The sequence below is a fragment of the Pseudomonas sp. MM211 genome, from assembly GCF_020386635.1.
GTDB lineage: Bacteria > Pseudomonadota > Gammaproteobacteria > Pseudomonadales > Pseudomonadaceae > Aquipseudomonas.
On sequence record NZ_CP081942.1, the window covers coordinates 4,770,383 to 4,787,387 of the forward strand.

18 protein-coding genes and 2 pseudogenes are annotated in these 17,005 nt (G+C 59.9%); 6 read left to right on the top strand and 14 right to left on the bottom strand.

Going from position 1 to position 17,005, the window contains the following annotated elements; translation table 11 throughout:
• Window position 1: 1 nt before the first annotated feature.
• The 4 genes and pseudogenes from K5Q02_RS21955 to cmoB all read left to right on the top strand — a co-directional run bounded on the left by K5Q02_RS21955 (window position 2) and on the right by cmoB (window position 2,684).
• Window positions 2-331, top strand: coding sequence for a DHCW motif cupin fold protein (locus K5Q02_RS21955; protein WP_225834286.1), 330 nt, complete (start codon window positions 2-4; stop codon window positions 329-331).
• 91 nt (window positions 332-422) lie between these two features.
• On the top strand, window positions 423-815 hold the full coding sequence (locus K5Q02_RS21960) for a protease inhibitor I42 family protein (RefSeq protein ID WP_225834287.1): 393 nt from the start codon (window positions 423-425) through the stop codon (window positions 813-815).
• Window positions 816-943: 128 nt separating this feature from the next.
• Window positions 944-1,720 (top strand): carboxy-S-adenosyl-L-methionine synthase CmoA, encoded by a 777-nt coding sequence (cmoA, locus tag K5Q02_RS21965; RefSeq protein WP_225834289.1) that lies wholly within the window; start codon window positions 944-946, stop codon window positions 1,718-1,720.
• Window positions 1,717-2,684, top strand: a pseudogene (gene cmoB, locus K5Q02_RS21970) (tRNA 5-methoxyuridine(34)/uridine 5-oxyacetic acid(34) synthase CmoB). Before cmoA ends, cmoB begins: the two are co-directional and overlap by 4 nt.
• A gap of 8 nt (window positions 2,685-2,692) precedes the next feature.
• On the opposite strand, the gene K5Q02_RS21975 reads toward cmoB, so the two are convergent.
• Window positions 2,693-2,968 (bottom strand): hypothetical protein, encoded by a 276-nt coding sequence (locus tag K5Q02_RS21975; RefSeq protein WP_225834291.1) that lies wholly within the window; start codon window positions 2,966-2,968, stop codon window positions 2,693-2,695.
• Window positions 2,969-3,095: 127 nt separating this feature from the next.
• On the opposite strand from K5Q02_RS21975, the gene K5Q02_RS21980 reads away from it, so the two are divergent.
• Window positions 3,096-3,998 (top strand): LysR substrate-binding domain-containing protein, encoded by a 903-nt coding sequence (locus tag K5Q02_RS21980; protein ID WP_225834293.1) that lies wholly within the window; start codon window positions 3,096-3,098, stop codon window positions 3,996-3,998.
• Here K5Q02_RS21980 and pdxJ read toward each other — a convergent pair.
• From pdxJ to rpoE, 11 genes and pseudogenes are all read right to left on the bottom strand, one after another.
• Complete coding sequence (gene pdxJ / locus K5Q02_RS21985) at window positions 3,995-4,738, bottom strand: pyridoxine 5'-phosphate synthase (RefSeq protein WP_225834296.1); 744 nt, start codon at window positions 4,736-4,738, stop codon at window positions 3,995-3,997. The genes K5Q02_RS21980 and pdxJ overlap by 4 nt on opposite strands.
• Window positions 4,731-5,428: pseudogene (gene recO / locus K5Q02_RS21990) on the bottom strand (DNA repair protein RecO). Before recO ends, pdxJ begins: the two are co-directional and overlap by 8 nt.
• 49 nt (window positions 5,429-5,477) lie before the next feature.
• Entirely contained in the window at window positions 5,478-6,380 is a 903-nt protein-coding gene (gene era, locus K5Q02_RS21995; RefSeq protein ID WP_225834298.1) for a GTPase Era, read from the bottom strand.
• On the bottom strand, window positions 6,373-7,062 hold the full coding sequence (gene rnc / locus K5Q02_RS22000; RefSeq protein ID WP_225834300.1) for a ribonuclease III: 690 nt from the start codon (window positions 7,060-7,062) through the stop codon (window positions 6,373-6,375). Before rnc ends, era begins: the two co-directional genes overlap by 8 nt.
• On the bottom strand, window positions 7,059-7,436 hold the full coding sequence (locus K5Q02_RS22005; RefSeq protein WP_225834302.1) for a DUF4845 domain-containing protein: 378 nt from the start codon (window positions 7,434-7,436) through the stop codon (window positions 7,059-7,061). The genes rnc and K5Q02_RS22005 overlap by 4 nt, the downstream gene beginning before the upstream one ends.
• Before the next feature lie 107 nt (window positions 7,437-7,543).
• A complete protein-coding gene (gene lepB, locus K5Q02_RS22010; protein WP_225834303.1) occupies window positions 7,544-8,398 on the bottom strand; it encodes a signal peptidase I in 855 nt (284 codons plus the stop codon).
• 5 nt (window positions 8,399-8,403) lie between these two features.
• Complete coding sequence (gene lepA, locus K5Q02_RS22015; RefSeq protein WP_225834305.1) at window positions 8,404-10,203, bottom strand: translation elongation factor 4; 1,800 nt, start codon at window positions 10,201-10,203, stop codon at window positions 8,404-8,406.
• A gap of 283 nt (window positions 10,204-10,486) precedes the next feature.
• Entirely contained in the window at window positions 10,487-11,920 is a 1,434-nt protein-coding gene (locus K5Q02_RS22020; RefSeq protein ID WP_225839822.1) for a DegQ family serine endoprotease, read from the bottom strand.
• Window positions 11,921-12,033: 113 nt separating this feature from the next.
• Window positions 12,034-12,987 (bottom strand): MucB/RseB C-terminal domain-containing protein, encoded by a 954-nt coding sequence (locus tag K5Q02_RS22025; protein WP_329959546.1) that lies wholly within the window; start codon window positions 12,985-12,987, stop codon window positions 12,034-12,036.
• An 11-nt stretch (window positions 12,988-12,998) separates the two neighbouring features.
• Window positions 12,999-13,595 carry a sigma-E factor negative regulatory protein gene (locus K5Q02_RS22030; RefSeq protein ID WP_225834306.1) on the bottom strand — a complete coding sequence of 199 codons (597 nt, stop codon included), beginning with the start codon at window positions 13,593-13,595 and terminating at the stop codon, window positions 12,999-13,001.
• Between the two features lie 31 nt (window positions 13,596-13,626).
• Window positions 13,627-14,208, bottom strand: a complete 582-nt coding sequence (gene rpoE, locus K5Q02_RS22035) for an RNA polymerase sigma factor RpoE (protein ID WP_225834308.1) — start codon at window positions 14,206-14,208, stop codon at window positions 13,627-13,629.
• Window positions 14,209-14,676: 468 nt separating this feature from the next.
• On the opposite strand from rpoE, the gene nadB reads away from it, so the two are divergent.
• Complete coding sequence (gene nadB, locus K5Q02_RS22040) at window positions 14,677-16,293, top strand: L-aspartate oxidase (RefSeq protein WP_225834310.1); 1,617 nt, start codon at window positions 14,677-14,679, stop codon at window positions 16,291-16,293.
• Here the strand turns inward: nadB and K5Q02_RS22045 are convergent.
• A complete protein-coding gene (locus K5Q02_RS22045; protein WP_225834312.1) occupies window positions 16,262-16,714 on the bottom strand; it encodes a protein YgfX in 453 nt (150 codons plus the stop codon). The two genes, nadB and K5Q02_RS22045, sit on opposite strands and share 32 nt — an antisense overlap.
• Window positions 16,698-16,952, bottom strand: a complete 255-nt coding sequence (locus K5Q02_RS22050; RefSeq protein ID WP_225834314.1) for an FAD assembly factor SdhE — start codon at window positions 16,950-16,952, stop codon at window positions 16,698-16,700. Before K5Q02_RS22050 ends, K5Q02_RS22045 begins: the two co-directional genes overlap by 17 nt.
• Between the last annotated feature and the right edge of the window lie 53 nt (window positions 16,953-17,005).

Below are 17,005 nucleotides of genomic sequence, written 5' to 3' on the forward strand. Positions count from 1 at the left end.
CATGAACATCGCCGATATCCCTTTTGGCATTACCGACTGGAGCCAGGTGGAAGCCACCGAGCATCCCGGCGAAACCGGCATGGCCCACTGGCGAACTCGCCAGTTCGGCGCAGTGCGGGTGCGTATGGTTGACTATTCGCCCGGTTACCTGGCCGACCACTGGTGCAGCAAGGGCCATATCCTGCTGTGCCTCGAGGGCGAACTGCATACCGAACTGGAAGATGGCCGCCGCTTCGTGATGACTGCGGGCATGAGCTATCAGGTCGCCGATCAGGCCGAGGCGCACCGCAGTTCGACGAGCATCGGCGCGCGGCTGTTTATCGTCGACTGAGCCAAACCGCATGTGCAGCGGATGCAGGGCGGGTTACACCACGCCGTTCTGCCGCTATGCTGGCAATCGATTTCTGCGTCTGGAGCACACCATGATCAACGTCTACCGTCTGCCTCTCATCGCCAGTCTCGTCCTGCTGGGCGCCTGCGCCAGCCCGTCCAAGAGCGTGCAGGTTCAGAAACAGACGCAATGCCCGATCAGCCTGCAGGCAGGCCAACAGTTGATCCTCAGCCTGCCAAGCAACCCGACGACCGGCTATCGCTGGGCAGTTCGTGAAGATGCCGCCAAGGTACTCAAGAGCCTCGGCCCGGAAGTCTATAGCAGCGCTGAAAACTCCGATCTGGTCGGCGGCGATGGCCATTCTACTTGGCGCTTCCAGGCCACCGAAAGCGGTGAGGCACGGCTGCTGCTGACCTACGCGCAACCCTGGGATGCCAGCGCGGAGCCTGCCGAGACCTTCGATTGCCAGATTCGCGTGCGCTGAACGTTGTCGCCGCCAATTACCGCAGACGCTCCAATCAAGTCTTCGAAGCCCGCCTTCCAGCGGGCCTCAGCACTCGCGTTGCACTAATACCTGCGACAAGGTTTGGCTAATCGCCGGACTTGGCTAAAATGCGCGCCTTTCCAGCTCCGCGCAGACCGACCGTGACCAGACAGCCCGACCAACTTTTCGCCCAGCCACTGGACCAGGTGCCGGACTTCGTGTTCAACGAAGACGTGGCGCGTGTGTTCCCGGACATGATCAAGCGCTCGGTGCCCGGTTACCCGACCATCGTCGAGAACATCGGCGTGCTGGCCGGCCAGTTCGCTCAGCCGCACAGCGTGCTCTACGACCTGGGCAGCTCGCTGGGCGCCGTGACCCAGGCGCTGCGCCGTCACGTTCAGTTGGAAGACTGCCGAGTGGTCGCCGTGGACAACTCCAGCGCCATGGTCGAACGCTGCCGCGAATACCTGCACGCCCAGGACTCGATGTTCCAGGAGCTGCTGCCGGTCGAGGTTATCGAGGCGGATATTCTCGCCATGCAGTTCCAGCCGACCTCATTGGTAGCGCTGAACTTCACCCTGCAATTCATCGAGCCGGCTCAGCGCCAGCCGTTACTGGCGCGTATCCGCCAGGCGTTGCTGCCGGGCGGCGCACTGATCCTGTCGGAAAAGCTGCGCTTCGAAGACGACCAGCAGCACGCCCTGCTCACCGACCTGCATGTGGCGTTCAAGCGTGCCAACGGTTACAGCGAACTGGAAATCGCCCAGAAGCGCAGCGCCATCGAAAACGTCATGCTGCCCGACAGCCTCGAGCAGCACCGCGAGCGGCTACTGGCAGCCGGTTTCAGCAAAGTGGTGCCCTGGTTCCAGTGCCTGAACTTCGCTTCCCTGGTGGCCCTGCCATGATGCGCCGCATGGATCTCGACGCTCTGCAGGCGCAACTCGCCGGCACTCCCCTGCAGGAGTGGAGCGCCGACCTGCCGGGGCAGATCGACGCCAAACTGGCCATCGGTCACGGTGATCTGCAACGCTGGTACGCGGCTGTCGAAGCATTGCCGGCACTGAATATTGAGCAGATCGACCTGACCCGGGATTTCAAACTCGATGGTTCTCGTGACGAAACCACTCAGGCTGCCCTGGATAGCGCCCTGCGTGGCCTGATCCCGTGGCGCAAGGCCCTTTTCATCTGTTCGGCGTTCACGTGGATACCGAATGGCGTTCCGACTGGAAATGGCAGCGCGTCTCTCCACACCTGGATCTGTCCGGCAAGCGGGTGCTCGACGTCGGCTGCGGCAATGGCTACTACATGTGGCGAATGCTCGGCGACGGGGCCAAGAGCGTAGTCGGCATCGATCCGAACTGGCTGTTCCTCTGCCAGTTCCTGGCCATGAAAAATTACTTGCCAGAGATGCCAGCCTGGCATCTGCCTCTGGGCATCGAGGAACTGCCAGCAAAGCTGCAGGGTTTCGATACCGTGTTCTCCATGGGCGTGCTGTACCACCGGCGCTCGCCCATCGACCACCTGCTGGAACTGAAAGACTGCCTGCTCAAGGGCGGCGAACTGGTACTGGAAACGCTGGTGGTAGAAGGCGATGCCAACCAAGTGCTGGTGCCCGAAGACCGTTACGCGCAAATGCGCAACGTGTGGTTCCTGCCCTCGGTACCGGCGCTGGAACTGTGGCTACGCCGCGCCGGCTTCGTCGACGTGCGCTGCGTGGATGTCAGCGTCACCTCGATCGAGGAACAGCGCAGCACCGAGTGGATGCGCTACCAGTCGCTGCCCGAATTCCTCGACCCACTGGATCATCGCCGCACCCTCGAAGGCCTGCCGGCCCCGCGCCGCGCGGTGCTGGTTGCGCGTAAACCCTGACAGCAGGGTCAACCAGCCACATCACCTTTACGGCGCCATTCGGCCTGCCGCGCGGCGATCAGTGCGAGGGGCATCTGCGCCCCTGCGCTGACTCGCTCCTGGGCACTTCCCAGACGCACCTGCCCGACGCTTTCGAGCCTTAGCAGGCGGCGCATCTTGCGCCTCCAACACCAGGCGAAGTACCAGTCGCCCAGCCACTGGGCCAGCTCATTCGCAATAAGGCCCGACGACCTTGCCTGGGGGGTGCGCTCGTGATTGGCGGCATGCTGTTCGTTCGACGTCATGACAACTCTCCTCGACAGCCTGTGGTCACCGGTTATCGGTGACCGCTTGCCGACAGATTGAGTTGCGCCTACCGTTAAGACAAACGAGTAATACCTAACCATCTATTAAGAAAATATTAACCAAGCCATGAACAGCACACTGCTCACTAACCTGCCCGCTGCGCTGCCACTACTGGAAAGCGATGTGCTGAAGACGTTCGTCGGCATCGCCGAGAGTGGCAGCTTCACCCGCACCGCCGCGCAGGTATTCCGTACCACGGCTGCCGTCAGCCAACAGATCAAACGCCTGGAGGAAACCCTCGGGCGCACGCTGTTTCTACGCGAGAGCCGCCGCGTGCGACTCACTTCGGATGGCGAGATTCTGCTCGGCTATGCCCGGCGCCTGCTCAAGCTCAACGAGGAAGCGGTCTCGCATTTTCTGGTTCCGAACCTGGCGGGCACCGTTCGTTTCGGCACGCCATTCGACATCGGCGTAGGCGCCCTCCCCGACCTGCTGTCGCAGTTCGCCCTTAGCCACCCCGCGGTTCAGGTCGACGTATCGGTAGGCCGCAGTTGCGAGCTGATCGAGCGTCTGGATGCCGGAGAGCTTGACCTTACCTTGCTGAACACCGGCAATGGCGATGCCGACGACTCGCGGGGGGAGATCATCTGCAGCGAATCGCTGGTATGGGCAGGCCGTGATGGCGGGCTGGCGGTCAAGCGCAATCCCCTGCCGCTGGCCGTGGCCAGCCGCGGCTGCGCCTGGCGACGTGCCGCCATGGATGGCCTGGACAGGCTGGGGCGTAGCTACCGCATCGCCTATTCCAGCGAGCAGTGCGCTGGCCAGGAAGCGGCGCTGCTTGCCGATCTGGCCATCGCGGCCTTCCCTGCCAGCCTGGTCAAACCGCCGCTACGCCGCCTTCCTCAACAGGAGCACGGGCTGCCACCCTTGGGCGACTATCACATCAAACTGCTGCGCGGCAGCAACCGTGGCGCGGCTGCGGAAGCGCTGGCGGCGCAGGTGGCAGTGGCCTACGGAGCGCGCCGTTAGCGCGCAGCAGCGCTCTCGATCAGCTGCTTCATTTCCCGCACCGCATCCTTGAAGCCAACGAACAGCGCATGGCTGACCAAGGCGTGGCCGATGTTCAGCTCGTTGATACCAGGGATCGCCGCCACCGGCTCAACGTTGTGGTAATGCAGGCCATGACCGGCATTGACGATCAGCCCCAGCGAAACGCCCAGCGCGACACCCTCACGAATACGCTGCAGCTCGACAGCGGCCTGCTGCGGATCATGGGCATCGGCATAGCGCCCGGTGTGCAGCTCGATGGCCGGAGCGCCGACCCGCTTGCTCGCCTCGATCTGCCGCGGATCGGCATCGATGAACAGCGAGACTTCGCTACCGGCGGCAGCCAGACGCTGCACCGCAGCGGCGATTCGCGCCTCCTGCCCAGCTACGTCCAGGCCGCCTTCGGTCGTCAGTTCCTGCCGGGTTTCAGGCACCAGGCAGACGTGCTCGGGGCGGATCTCTTCGGCGAAATCGAGCATGAAGTCGGTCACCCCCATCTCGAAGTTCATGCGCGTCTGCAACACGTCCTTGAGCAGGCGCACATCGCGCTCCTGAATGTGCCGACGATCCTCGCGCAGGTGCACGGTGATGCCATCGGCACCGGCCTCCTCGGCGTCCAGCGCCGCCTTGACGGGGTCGGGATAGCGCGTGCCGCGCGCCTGGCGCAGCGTAGCGACGTGGTCGATATTCACGCCCAGCAAAACACGGTTGGCTTCAGTCACGGGTCGGCTCCTTGAGCGTCATGAACAATTCGCGGCTGACCAGAGGTCGACCGCCCAGATGAGGGCCAGCGCCTGGCGCATCAGGCGCTTGGCAGCAGCGAGGGCGCCCGGCGCAGTCCAGTCCGCCTCGGCCATGGCCAGCAGCTCGCTACCCAAGAATGCGCCAGGCTGCCAATGGCCGATGGGCAAAAAACCACTGTCTGCCTGTAACCGGTACAGACCGTTTGCGACGACAGCCTCGCCCTGTACATCGCGATCGAGGGCAAAACCATAGCCCAGCTCGTCGAGCAGCCGCCATTCGAAGGCACGCAACAGCGGCTCCAGCGCACGCCCCTGGGCCAGCGCTAACACGGTCATGGCGTACTGCTCGAAAATGATCGGATGGGGATCCTCGGCCGGCAGCACGCGGATCAGCAGCTCGTTCAGGTACAGGCCGCTGAACAGCGCATCGCCCGAGAGCAGATTGGGAATACCGGCCGCCTCAAGACGGCCGACGTTCTTCAGCTCACCGCGGCCGCGGGTTTCCAGTTCGAGAGGGATGAACGGCCTGGCCAGGCTGCCAGCCTTGCCCCGCGCGCCGCGCAACACGGCACGTAAACGCCCCTGGGGCGTGAGGAAGTCGACCAGCGCACTGCTTTCACGGTACGCACGGCTGTGCAGGACATAGGCGGGCTGGCTGAGCGCAAGCATGCTGAATCACTCGCTGTCGGTGCCAGCCGCGAGGCGGCGGGGTGCCGGGTCAGATATTGTCGTAGCCCAGGGAACGCAGCGCGCGCTCGTCGTCGGACCAACCGCTTTTGACCTTGACCCAGAGGTTGAGCATGACCTTGGTGTCGAACATCAACTCCATGTCCTTGCGCGCGTCCTGCCCAATGCGCTTGATGCGCTCGCCCTTATCGCCAATGATGATCTTCTTCTGCCCGTCACGCTCGACCAAGATCAGCGCGTGGATATGCATGATCCGTCCTTCGCGCTTGAACTCTTCGATTTCCACGGTGATCTGGTACGGCAGCTCGGCGCCCAGCTGACGCATGATCTTCTCGCGTACCAGCTCGGCAGCGAAGAAGCGCCCGGAGCGATCGGTGATCTGGTCTTCCGGGAAGAAGTGCACGCCTTCGGGCAGACGATCGCCCACCAGCTTTTCCAGGGAGTCCAGGTTGTGACCCTGCTGCGCGGATACCGGCACGATCTCGGCATTCGGCAACTGCTCTGCCAGCCACTTCAGGTGCGGCATCAGGTCGGCCTTGTCGTCCAGGCGGTCGGTCTTGTTGACCGCCAGGATCACCGGCCCCTCCACATACTGAACACGCTCGAGAACCATCTGGTCTTCATCGGTCCAGCGGGTACGGTCGACCACGAAGATCACTACGTCGACATCCTTGAGGGCCGACGAAGCGTTCTTGTTCATGTAGCGGTTGAGCGCTTTCTCGTTGTTCTTGTGCAGGCCGGGTGTATCGACGTAGATAGCCTGTACGTCACCTTCAGTCTTGATGCCAAGCATGTTATGGCGGGTGGTCTGCGGCTTGCGCGACGTGATCGCCAGCTTTTGCCCGAGGATGTGATTGAGCAGCGTCGACTTGCCCACGTTGGGCCGGCCAACGATGGCGACGTAGCCACAGCGCGTTACAGGCGTATCAGTCATTGCCGTTCTCCACACCCAGAGCGATCAGCGCTGCCGTCGCCGCTACCTGTTCGGCAATACGGCGACTGGCGCCTTGGCCCAGGGTTTTATCATTGAGTAGATTGATCTCACACTCGACCACGAACGTCCGGCAATGAGGCTCGCCCTGAATGTCGACCACCTCATAACGCGGCAGCTCGCAGGCACGTGACTGCAGAAATTCCTGCAGGCGAGTCTTGGGATCCTTGTTGGTATCGACCAGAGTCAGGCTGTCCAATTCATTGGTCAGCCAGGCCAATACTCGCTCACGGGCGATATCCATGCCGACATCCAGATAGATGGCACCGATCAGGGCTTCCAGCGCATCGGCGAGGATCGAATCACGACGAAATCCGCCACTCTTCAGCTCGCCAGAGCCCAATCGCAGGTACTCACCCAGATCGAAACCACGCGCCAGTACGGCCAGGGTTTCCCCCTTGACCAAGCGCGCGCGCAGCCTCGAAAGCTGGCCTTCACGGGCAAGTGGAAAGCGCTCATAGAGCGCTTCACCGGCAACGAAATTGAGGATGGCATCACCGAGGAACTCCAGGCGCTCGTTATTGCGCCCGGCAAAACTGCGGTGGGTCAGCGCCAGAATCATCAGATCCTGATCTTTGAAAGTGTGCCCGAGCTGTCGCTCAAGGCGGGTCAACGAAACACTCACGGCATACGCACACGGAATTCTTTATCGAAATTAACCACCAGATCGAGGTTCTCGATCAGCGATTCACGTTTTTCATACTTCAGGTGGGCGAGAAACTCGTTGTTCTCGATGGTCACCTTCAAGACGTCCTGCATGTTCAGGTCACGGATGCTGTTGACCGTCATGCCACGGCTGACGTGGGAGTAGAAATCGCCCACGGTTCTGACTTCCTGCAACTTGTCGGTTTCTACCGAGGTGATGATCTTTTCCATCGACATGTAGTCGAGGTAATGCGGGATCACCTTGAACGCGGTGCTGACGAGAAACGCCACCACAGCAAGTACCACCAGCCAACTCACAATCGACAGGCCTTGCTGCGAGCGTGCGAATTTCATGTTTTTCCCCAATATCCAAGTAGTTCAAGTCATGCGCATCGGGCGCATGAGAAGACTATAGATAGCTGACGGCGCCGTATTGAACAGCGCCGCAAATATTCATCAGATCAGTGAATAAGTCCGAAACGCGAGACGTTCGGCAGGTTGCTGAACTTCGGATCCGGCCAACTCATCCAGATGGCGAACGCCTTGCCGACAATATTGCGATCAGGAACCATGCCCAGCACATCTTTGGGAATGTTCGGGTCATTCCAGTAGCGGCTGTCGTTAGAGTTGTCGCGATTGTCGCCCATCATGAAGTAGTGTCCCTCAGGAATCGTCCACTCCTTGCCAGGTTCGGCGCGGTAGCGGCTCATTTCCTTGCGGATGCGGTGTTCCACTTCACCCAGATGCTCACTGTACAGCGTGGCGCTGCCCAGGCTGCCCGGCTCTTCGCCAATCAGTTGCTCGGCGACCGGCTTGCCATTGACGAACAGGTGCTTGTCGCTGCTGTAACGGACATGATCACCCGGCAGACCAATCACCCGCTTGATGTAGTTGACGTTAGGGTCGCTCGGATAGCGGAACACCATAACGTCGCCGCGCTGCGGGTCACCCACTTCGATCACCTTGGTGTCCAGCACCGGCAGGCGAATGCCGTAGGCGAACTTGTTGACCAGGATGAAATCGCCAACCTCGAGGGTCGGGATCATCGAGCCGGATGGAATCTGGAACGGCTCGACCAGAAAGGAGCGCAGCACCAGCACGATGGCCAGTACCGGAAAGAACGACTTGCCGTATTCGACCAGCAAGGGCTCTTTGTTGAGCTTCTCGACCACTGCCTCATCGGCTTGCTCGACCTTGCCCTGGTAACTGGCAATCGCCGCACGACGCCGCGGCGCCAGAAATACCAGGTCGAACAGCGCCAGCGCGCCGCACACGGCGACGGCGATGACCAGCAACAGCGGAAAATTAAATGACATAGGCCCTAACTATCCAACTTGAGTACAGCAAGGAAGGCTTCTTGTGGAATTTCCACGTTGCCGACTTGCTTCATGCGCTTCTTACCGGCCTTCTGTTTTTCCAACAGCTTGCGCTTACGGCTTACGTCACCGCCGTAGCACTTGGCCAGAACGTTCTTTCTCAGTGCCTTGACAGTGGTACGCGCGACGATCTGCCCGCCAATGGCAGCCTGGATAGCAACGTCGAACATCTGCCGAGGGATCAGCTCTTTCATCTTCTCGGTCAACTGACGCCCTTTGTAGTGGGCGTTATCTTTGTGCACGATCAGCGCCAAGGCATCGACCTTGTCACCGTTGATCAGCACGTCCAGCTTGACCAGATTGGCCGACTGGTAGCGGTCGAAATGGTAATCCAGCGAAGCATAGCCACGGCTGGTGGACTTCAGACGGTCGAAGAAATCGAGTACCACTTCGTTCATCGGCAGGTCGTAGCGAACCTGAACCTGGGTGCCGAGGAACTGCATGTCACGCTGAACGCCACGCTTCTCGATACACAGGGTGATGACGTTACCCAGGTGCTCCTGCGGTACCAGGATGGTGGCCGTGACGATCGGCTCGCGGAAATCCTCGACCGACGACACATCCGGCAACTTGGACGGGTTATCGACGTAAATCGTTTCACCGGTCTTGAGCACGACTTCAAAAATTACGCTCGGCGCCGTGGTGATCAGATCCAGATCGTACTCACGCTCCAGGCGCTCTTGAATGATCTCCATGTGCAGCATGCCAAGGAAGCCGCAACGGAAGCCGAAGCCCAGGGCGTCGGAGCTTTCTGGCAGGTACTGCAGCGACGAGTCGTTGAGGGTCAGCTTCTGCAGCGCATCGCGGAAGTCTTCGAAATCCTCGGAGCTCACCGGGAACAACCCCGCGTAGACCTGCGGCTGGATACGCTTGAAGCCCGGCAGCACATCAACGTCGGGCGTCGAGCTGAGGGTCAGCGTGTCGCCGACCGGTGCGCCGTGAATGTCCTTGATGCTGGCGATGATGAAACCCACTTCACCCGCCTTGAGATCGGCGGTTGCGGTGTGCTTGGGATTGAACACCCCAACGCTGTCGACCAAATGCACCTTGCCGGTGGACTTGACCAGAATCTTGTCGCCCTTCTTCACCCGGCCATGACGTACACGCACCAGGGAGACGACACCCAGGTAGTTGTCGAACCAGGAGTCGATGATCAGCGCCTGCAGCGGCGCCTCGATATCGCCAGTCGGCGCGGGGATAGTCTTAACCAGACGTTCGAGCACTTCGTCGACGCCCATACCGCTCTTGGCACTACAGGCGACGGCATCGGTGGCGTCGATGCCGATGATCTTCTCGATCTCGTCCTTGACGCGATCCGGGTCGGCCTGCGGCAGATCCATCTTATTCAGCACAGGCATGACTTCCAGCCCTTGCTCGATGGCGGTGTAGCAGTTGGCGACCGACTGCGCTTCCACGCCCTGACCGGCATCGACCACCAGCAACGCGCCTTCACAGGCGGCCAGCGAACGGCTCACCTCATAGGTGAAGTCGACGTGGCCAGGCGTGTCGATGAAATTCAACTGGTAGGTGATGCCGTCCTGCGCCTTGTAATACAGGGTGACGCTGTGGGCCTTGATAGTAATGCCGCGCTCACGCTCCAGGTCCATGGAATCGAGAACCTGGGCCTCCATCTCACGCGCGGTCAGACCGCCGCACATCTGGATGAACCGGTCAGCCAGCGTCGACTTGCCGTGGTCAATGTGGGCAATGATGGAAAAATTGCGGATATGACTCAGGTCACTCACAGGACAACACTCAAAAGGCCGCAGGCGAATGCCCGCCGAAAATAGCGGCGAAGTTTAACCGAGTGGCTGCCCCTACGTCACGTCGGGACAAGCCGTTGACCGAGCTATTTGCCCCCATGAGCACGCCCGGAAACAAAAATAGGCAAAGGAGATTTTCTCGGCACGCCAATGACAGCCCAGCAGGTGGCCTCACAAATAGTCGGCCACAAAAAAGGGCGACTCTCATCGCCCCCTTTGTTACGCCTAACGAAAACCGCGATCAAGCACGGCTAATTAGCCAGACTTACTCAGCCAGTTTGAACGTAATGAAACTGGCACGCCCCTGACGCAGCACGCGCATGGAGACTGAACGGTTCTTTGGCAGCGACTGAGCGACTTCGGTGAAGTTCTTCGCAGAACCGATTGCTTGATTGTTCAGATGCGTAATCACATCGCCAGGGCGCAGGCCTATCAGGGCCGCAGGACCGTCCTGCACTTCACGAATAACAACGCCGCCCTTCAGATCCAGGGCTTTCTTCTGCTCATCGGTAAGCTCAGCGACACTGACGCCAAGACGATTACTGCTGCGCTCGGCACCCGGAGTGGCGCTTTCAGTGGCTTCGTCGCCATCATCGGCCGGCATGGCCCCAACGGCCAACTTCAGGTTTTTGCGGGCGCCCTCGCGGACGATTTCCAGAGTGGCTTTGGTACCCGGCTTCAACGCACCGACAAGATGTGGCAGATCGGCGGACATGATGATCGGCTTACCATCCAAGCTGAGGATCACATCACCCACCTGCAAACCACCCTTGGCAGCTGGGCCGTCTTCAAGCACCTGAGCGACCAACGCACCAGCCGGTTTTTCCAGACCGAAGGACTCTGCGAGATCCTTGTTCACTTCCTGAATGACCACGCCCAACCAGCCACGGCTGACCTTGCCGCTGGCCTTCAGTTGATCGGCCACATCCATCGCCACGCTCATCGGAATGGCGAAGGACAGCCCCATGAAACCACCGGAGCGAGTGAAGATCTGCGAGTTGATACCGACCACTTCGCCATCCAGATTGAACAGTGGGCCGCCCGAGTTACCGGGGTTGATCGCCACGTCAGTCTGGATGAACGGCACATAGCTCTCGTTCGGCAGGCTACGCCCCTTGGCACTGACGATACCGGCAGTCACCGAATGGTCGAAGCCAAAGGGAGAACCAATAGCCAGCACCCACTCGCCTACCTTGAGATTGTCTGAGTTACCCAGCTTCACAATGGGCAGATCATCAGCATCAACCTTCAATAAGGCTACGTCGCTGCGCGGATCGGTACCGACCAGCTTGGCTTCCAACTCACTGCGGTCGGACAAACGCACGATGATCTCATCAGCATCGGCAACCACATGATTGTTGGTCAGGATGTAGCCATCCTTGGAAATGATGAAACCAGAGCCCAGCGACTGAGCCTCACGCTGACGACCACCGCCACCTGGCGAGCGAGGCGTCTGGGGAATGTTACGCTCGAAAAACTCGCGGAACATTGGGGGCAGCCCTTCGAGATCAGGAATGGCGAGCCCACCATTGCTGGCGACGGCATTAGGCACTTTCTGTCGGGTACTGATATTGACCACGGCAGGCGAAGCGGCTTCGACCAGAGGTGTGAAGTCCGGCAATTGCGCCTGCGCGACAACCGACTGGCCCATCATAAACACCGCAAAGAGTGCGGCAGCGTAGGTTTTCAGGCTAGGCATCGACATTACAGTTTCTTCCCCATCCAGAACAAACAAGCCCCTGAGGGGGCCATCGGTAAAACAGAACATGACAATACAGCGGCAACAGCGTCCGAGATCGTTATTGTCGATCCTTATGGCGTTGCATGCACATCGTCGGTGCGCATCGACATAGCGACGCGCTCAGCGGTTCCCAGCGGAATCTCTCCCACCACGGTAACCATGACATCGCCGTCATCGGTCGTCAGGCGCCGTGAAACAGCTACGGTAGGGCCCAGCTGGCTACGCGCATCAGCCACTGCAGCGCCATGTAAGTGTTCGAAAAATACGGAAAACCGCGCCAGCCCGTCATCGTAGATGAGACAGTCGACATCGTCCGTGGAAACAGGGCTTCTGCGCTGAGTCACGGCACTAAGACTGAAACCAGGAGGCAACCAATCAGAGCGCCAGAGCTCGGGCGGCTTCTTTTCGGCTTTGATGATACGCACGGGCGCGCAATCGGCGGAAGGTTGCAATACCGCAACAGACTGCATTTGCTCGGTATCGAATTGAGTGAACTGAAAACGCTCAAGCAGCATACCTCTGTCATTGACTAGCAACGACTTAAGCGGCAAGCCGGTTTGTCGATCCAGATGAAGCTCGATACCGTAACGATGCTGGTCGCGTGGCAGCAGCCCGAGCACGACGGCAGACCGCCCCGCAACACGGGACTCGCCAGTTACTCGAATGTCATACCACTCACTAAGCTGCTCAACACTCAACCCATGGCCTGGCCACGACTGCTGGTCGACCAAATCGGCGCTCGAAGAGCCGCTGGCGCACTGAGCCTGTCCATTGACCCTGAGCACCTCACGCGGCGCTCCATCAAGCTGCAGCAGACGCTCACGCACACCACCACCCGGCTCGACCTGACGCCAGATATTGTGAGTGGAGAGGTTACCGTTACGCTCGTAAACGAAGGTGCCTTGGAAGCTTTGGCTGGTTTCGGCCTGATTCAGCCGTTGCAGCCAGTCCTGGGTGTCGGCAGCCATGGCGGGAATCGCCAAAAAGCTGCCGAGCACCAGGGAAGTAGCGGGAATGAGGCGCATGCGCTTCCTTCTTAACGCTCTTCAACACTCGCAGAACGGGCAAACGGCAGTGCGTTTTCGCTAGCACCAGGAGCAGACTGCTGAGCATGCTGACGCAGGTACTCGGGCAGACGCTGTTCGTGCCAACCTTCGCCTTCCGCAGATACAGTCTCAACGCTCGGCTGCTCATCGGAGGTATTAAAACCCGCCAGAATAGCCGGCCCTTGAGCCTGCGGCAGAGTGATAGAAGGCTGAGTCTGCTGCTGAGCCAGTTGGGCTCCGGCAACGTCATCTTGGTTGTAGAAGCGCACACCGGCCAGAACTGCGACGGTTACAGTAGCAGCTACAGCTACGCGTCCAAGGCTACGCCAAGGGCCACGCACGACTTTCTCCTGCTCCTGCGCAACTGGCGCCACATCATCTTCCAGGGCAGCGGAAACGGCTGCGGCAATGTCTAGCCGTGGCACAAGCAGATCCTTGTGCATAACGGCGCGAGCTACTTGGTAACGCGACCAGGTAGCACGCAACTCGGCATCATCGCTCGCACCGAGCACACGCCGAAGTTCAAGTTCATCCGCTTCGTTATCCATCACCGCGGACAGCGATTCCTGCAGGGCTTCACGACTCATAGCGGTTCCTCTCTTGGCTGTCGCCGCTGTCTCAGGTTTCCTGCAACAGCGGCTGCAGGGACTTGTCGATGGCCTCACGCGCCCGAAAGATTCGCGAACGCACGGTGCCAACAGGACACTGCATGACGCTCGCAATGTCTTCATAACTCAGACCATCAAATTCACGTAACGTTAGCGCCGTTCGTAAATCTTCTGGCAGTTGCTGGATGCTCCGATGCACGGTGGCTTCGATTTCATCCCGCAACAGCGCACGCTCGGGAGACTCGATGTCCTTGAGGGCATGATCGCCGTCGTAGAACTCTGCATCCTCTGCGCTTACATCGTTATCCGGTGGTCGCCGACCGCGAGACACCAGATGATTCTTCGCCGTGTTGATGGCGATGCGGTAAAGCCATGTATAGAACGCGCTATCACCGCGAAAGTTTCCCAGCGCCCGATAAGCTTTTACAAAAGCTTCCTGCGCCACATCCTGAGCTTCATGGGTGTCGTGCACGAACCGCACGATCAACCCGAGAATCTTGTGCTGGTACTTCAGCACCAACAGATCAAACGCACGCTTGTCACCACGCTGAACGCGCTCGACCAGCTGCTGATCCTCTTCCTGGGTTAGCATGAATACTCCTCGTTGAGTCCGCAGGAGGTCAGCGTCTGCCAAAGAATCGGTCTGCAAAAATAGACTCGAGCCATGTACAAAAGTTCTCCCCCTCCAAACAAGCTTCCCGCAAAACATTTTGGTTTTGCACGAAACAACGCACCAGGGCATGTCCCTGCTGCGCGAATAGTCTTAGATCGCCTGACTTACCGAAACGAATCCCGCTGACGCGGCCTTCATTCTCTCGGCATACCAGACATAATCCCTCTCCGGGGCGACTCGCTATAGAACCTTGACCACTAAGAAAGTTCATCCTGGCTATAGCAGAGCATATGAAGCTCCAGCACCACGTGCGGCGAACAACCTTGAGCAGGCACATCGCCAGCCATCTACGATACACCTTCTGCTCAAGACAACCCACCGGACTGGCTATTGTGCCGTTGCCCCCCTCTATATACTAGTGGGCGGCATCCAGCGGATATTCGAATAATGAGCCAACACTTCCAGCACGACGTCCTGGTCATCGGCAGCGGCGCCGCCGGTCTGACCCTGGCCCTGACGCTCCCAGAGCACCTGAGCATTGCCGTGCTAAGCAAAGGCGAATTGGCCAATGGCTCGACTTACTGGGCTCAAGGTGGCGTGGCAGCAGTGCTGGACGATAGCGACACCATCGATTCTCACGTAGATGACACCCTGAATGCCGGCGCAGGCCTGTGCCGTGAAGATGCAGTGCGCTTCACGGTGGAGCACAGCCGCGAAGCCATTCAATGGCTGATAGATCAAGGCGTGCCCTTCACTCGCGATGATGAACATGATCGCGAGGACGGCGGCTTCGAGTTTCATCTAACCCGCGAAGGCGGCCATAGCCATCGGCGCATCATCCACGCCGCCGATGCGACTGGCGCTGCGATCTTCAATACCCTGCTTGAGCGCACACGCCAACGCAGTAATGTCGAACTGCTCGAGCAGCGCGTAGCCGTGGACCTGATCACTGAGCGCAAGCTAGGGCGAGAGGGACAGCGCTGCCTCGGGGCCTATGTACTGGATCGGCGCAGTGGCGAGGTAGACACTCACCATGCACGCTTCGTCATCCTCGCCACGGGTGGCGCGGCCAAGGTCTATCTCTATACCAGCAACCCGGACGGCGCTTGTGGTGACGGTATTGCCATGGCCTGGCGTGCCGGCTGCAGGGTCGGAAATCTGGAATTCAACCAGTTCCACCCAACCTGCCTGTATCACCCTCAGGCCAAGAGCTTCCTGGTCACCGAAGCCTTGCGTGGGGAAGGCGCTTTACTGCGCCTGCCCAATGGTGAGCGTTTCATGCCGCGCTTCGATACGCGCGAGGAACTGGCACCGCGCGACATCGTCGCCCGTGCCATAGACCATGAGATGAAGCGCCTGGGTGTCGACTGCGTCTATCTGGATATCAGCCACAAGCCGGCAGATTTCGTTAAAAACCACTTCCCTACTGTTTATCAGCGCTGCCTGGAATTCGGCATCGACATCACCCGACAACCAATCCCCGTAGTGCCTGCGGCGCACTACACCTGCGGCGGCGTGCTCGTCGACCAGGCCGGGCGCAGCGACCTGCCGGGCCTGTACGCCATCGGCGAAACCAGTTTCACCGGGCTGCATGGCGCCAACCGCATGGCTAGCAACTCCCTGCTCGAATGCTTCGTTTATGCGCGCTCAGCCGCCGCCGATATCGTCGCCAATCTAGATAAGGTGGCCATGCCTGCCGAGCTACCCTCCTGGGATGCCAGCCAGGTCACCGACTCGGATGAAGACGTGATCATCGCCCACAACTGGGACGAGCTGCGGCGTTTCATGTGGGATTACGTCGGCATCGTCCGCACTACCAAACGCCTGCAGCGCGCGCAACATCGCGTGCGCCTGCTGCTCGACGAAATCGACGAGTTCTATAGTAACTACAAGGTCAGCCGGGATCTGATCGAGCTACGCAACCTGGCGCAGGTGGCCGAGCTGATGATTCTTTCGGCGATGGAACGCAAAGAATCACGGGGCCTGCATTACACCCTGGACTACCCGGAGCTGCTGGCCGTTGCTCAAGACACTATTCTGCGACCCGCCAGCGCTGACGACTGAATTTCAGGCGCACACGCAATCGCCGATGCGTGTCACGGAGCATGACATCTGCCGGGAGACACAGGCTGCGTACGCGATGCTGGCCAGGCAGACGGAAGCGTACGATCACCAGCCACGGTAGCGCGACGCTATCAGGCAACAGTGTGATCGGCAGCCAGTCCCCCTCCTCACACCGGGCCTGCCAGCCTTCATCATCATGACGCAGACTTCGGGACACACCAGGGCTACTCAGCAGTACATGCCGAGGCAGCACCCAGGCGGCATGGGCTGCGCACATGATTATGCCACCGACCCGCGCCCAGAGCGGGATGTCGACCAGTAGCAGCGTAAGCAGAGCCAGCGCCTGAGCGCACAGATAGACCTCCAGCAGCCGCCGCGACGGCTGCCAGTGACACTCGAAGCGCTTACTTGGGCTGGACACGATCCAGAATCATGCGAACGATGTAGCGCAAATCCGCGTCGTCGGGTTCGCCGCGCTGCATAAACCAGCCGAACATGTCCTGATCCTCGCACTCGAGCAGCTTGCAGTAGCGGGCGCGATCCTGTTCATTCAGGTTGGGGTACACCTCCCGTACAAAGGGCACCAGCAGCACATCCAGCTCCAGCATGCCACGCCGGCTGTGCCAGAAGAGACGATTGAGTTCAGTGGCATCAACCATGGGACTGCTCCTAGAAAAGGGCCCGCAGTATAACAACAGCGACACGTCACAGC

Excerpts from the sequence above, each read along its gene's own strand:
- K5Q02_RS22025 (WP_329959546.1), bottom strand. The coding sequence starts at position 12,987 with ATGCGCCTCATTCCCGCTACTTCCCTGGTGCTCGGCAGCTTTTTGGCG.
- K5Q02_RS22005 (WP_225834302.1), bottom strand. The coding sequence starts at position 7,436 with ATGAAATTCGCACGCTCGCAGCAAGGCCTGTCGATTGTGAGTTGGCTG.
- lepB (WP_225834303.1), bottom strand. The coding sequence starts at position 8,398 with ATGTCATTTAATTTTCCGCTGTTGCTGGTCATCGCCGTCGCCGTGTGC.
- K5Q02_RS21980 (WP_225834293.1), top strand. The coding sequence starts at position 3,096 with ATGAACAGCACACTGCTCACTAACCTGCCCGCTGCGCTGCCACTACTG.
- K5Q02_RS21960 (WP_225834287.1), top strand. The coding sequence starts at position 423 with ATGATCAACGTCTACCGTCTGCCTCTCATCGCCAGTCTCGTCCTGCTG.
- rpoE (WP_225834308.1), bottom strand. The coding sequence starts at position 14,208 with ATGCTAACCCAGGAAGAGGATCAGCAGCTGGTCGAGCGCGTTCAGCGT.
- K5Q02_RS22030 (WP_225834306.1), bottom strand. The coding sequence starts at position 13,595 with ATGAGTCGTGAAGCCCTGCAGGAATCGCTGTCCGCGGTGATGGATAAC.
- K5Q02_RS22020 (WP_225839822.1), bottom strand. The coding sequence starts at position 11,920 with ATGCCTAGCCTGAAAACCTACGCTGCCGCACTCTTTGCGGTGTTTATG.
- era (WP_225834298.1), bottom strand. The coding sequence starts at position 6,380 with ATGACTGATACGCCTGTAACGCGCTGTGGCTACGTCGCCATCGTTGGC.
- K5Q02_RS21975 (WP_225834291.1), bottom strand. The coding sequence starts at position 2,968 with ATGACGTCGAACGAACAGCATGCCGCCAATCACGAGCGCACCCCCCAG.
- K5Q02_RS22050 (WP_225834314.1), bottom strand. The coding sequence starts at position 16,952 with ATGGTTGATGCCACTGAACTCAATCGTCTCTTCTGGCACAGCCGGCGT.
- K5Q02_RS21955 (WP_225834286.1), top strand. The coding sequence starts at position 2 with ATGAACATCGCCGATATCCCTTTTGGCATTACCGACTGGAGCCAGGTG.
- cmoA (WP_225834289.1), top strand. The coding sequence starts at position 944 with ATGCGCGCCTTTCCAGCTCCGCGCAGACCGACCGTGACCAGACAGCCC.
- nadB (WP_225834310.1), top strand. The coding sequence starts at position 14,677 with ATGAGCCAACACTTCCAGCACGACGTCCTGGTCATCGGCAGCGGCGCC.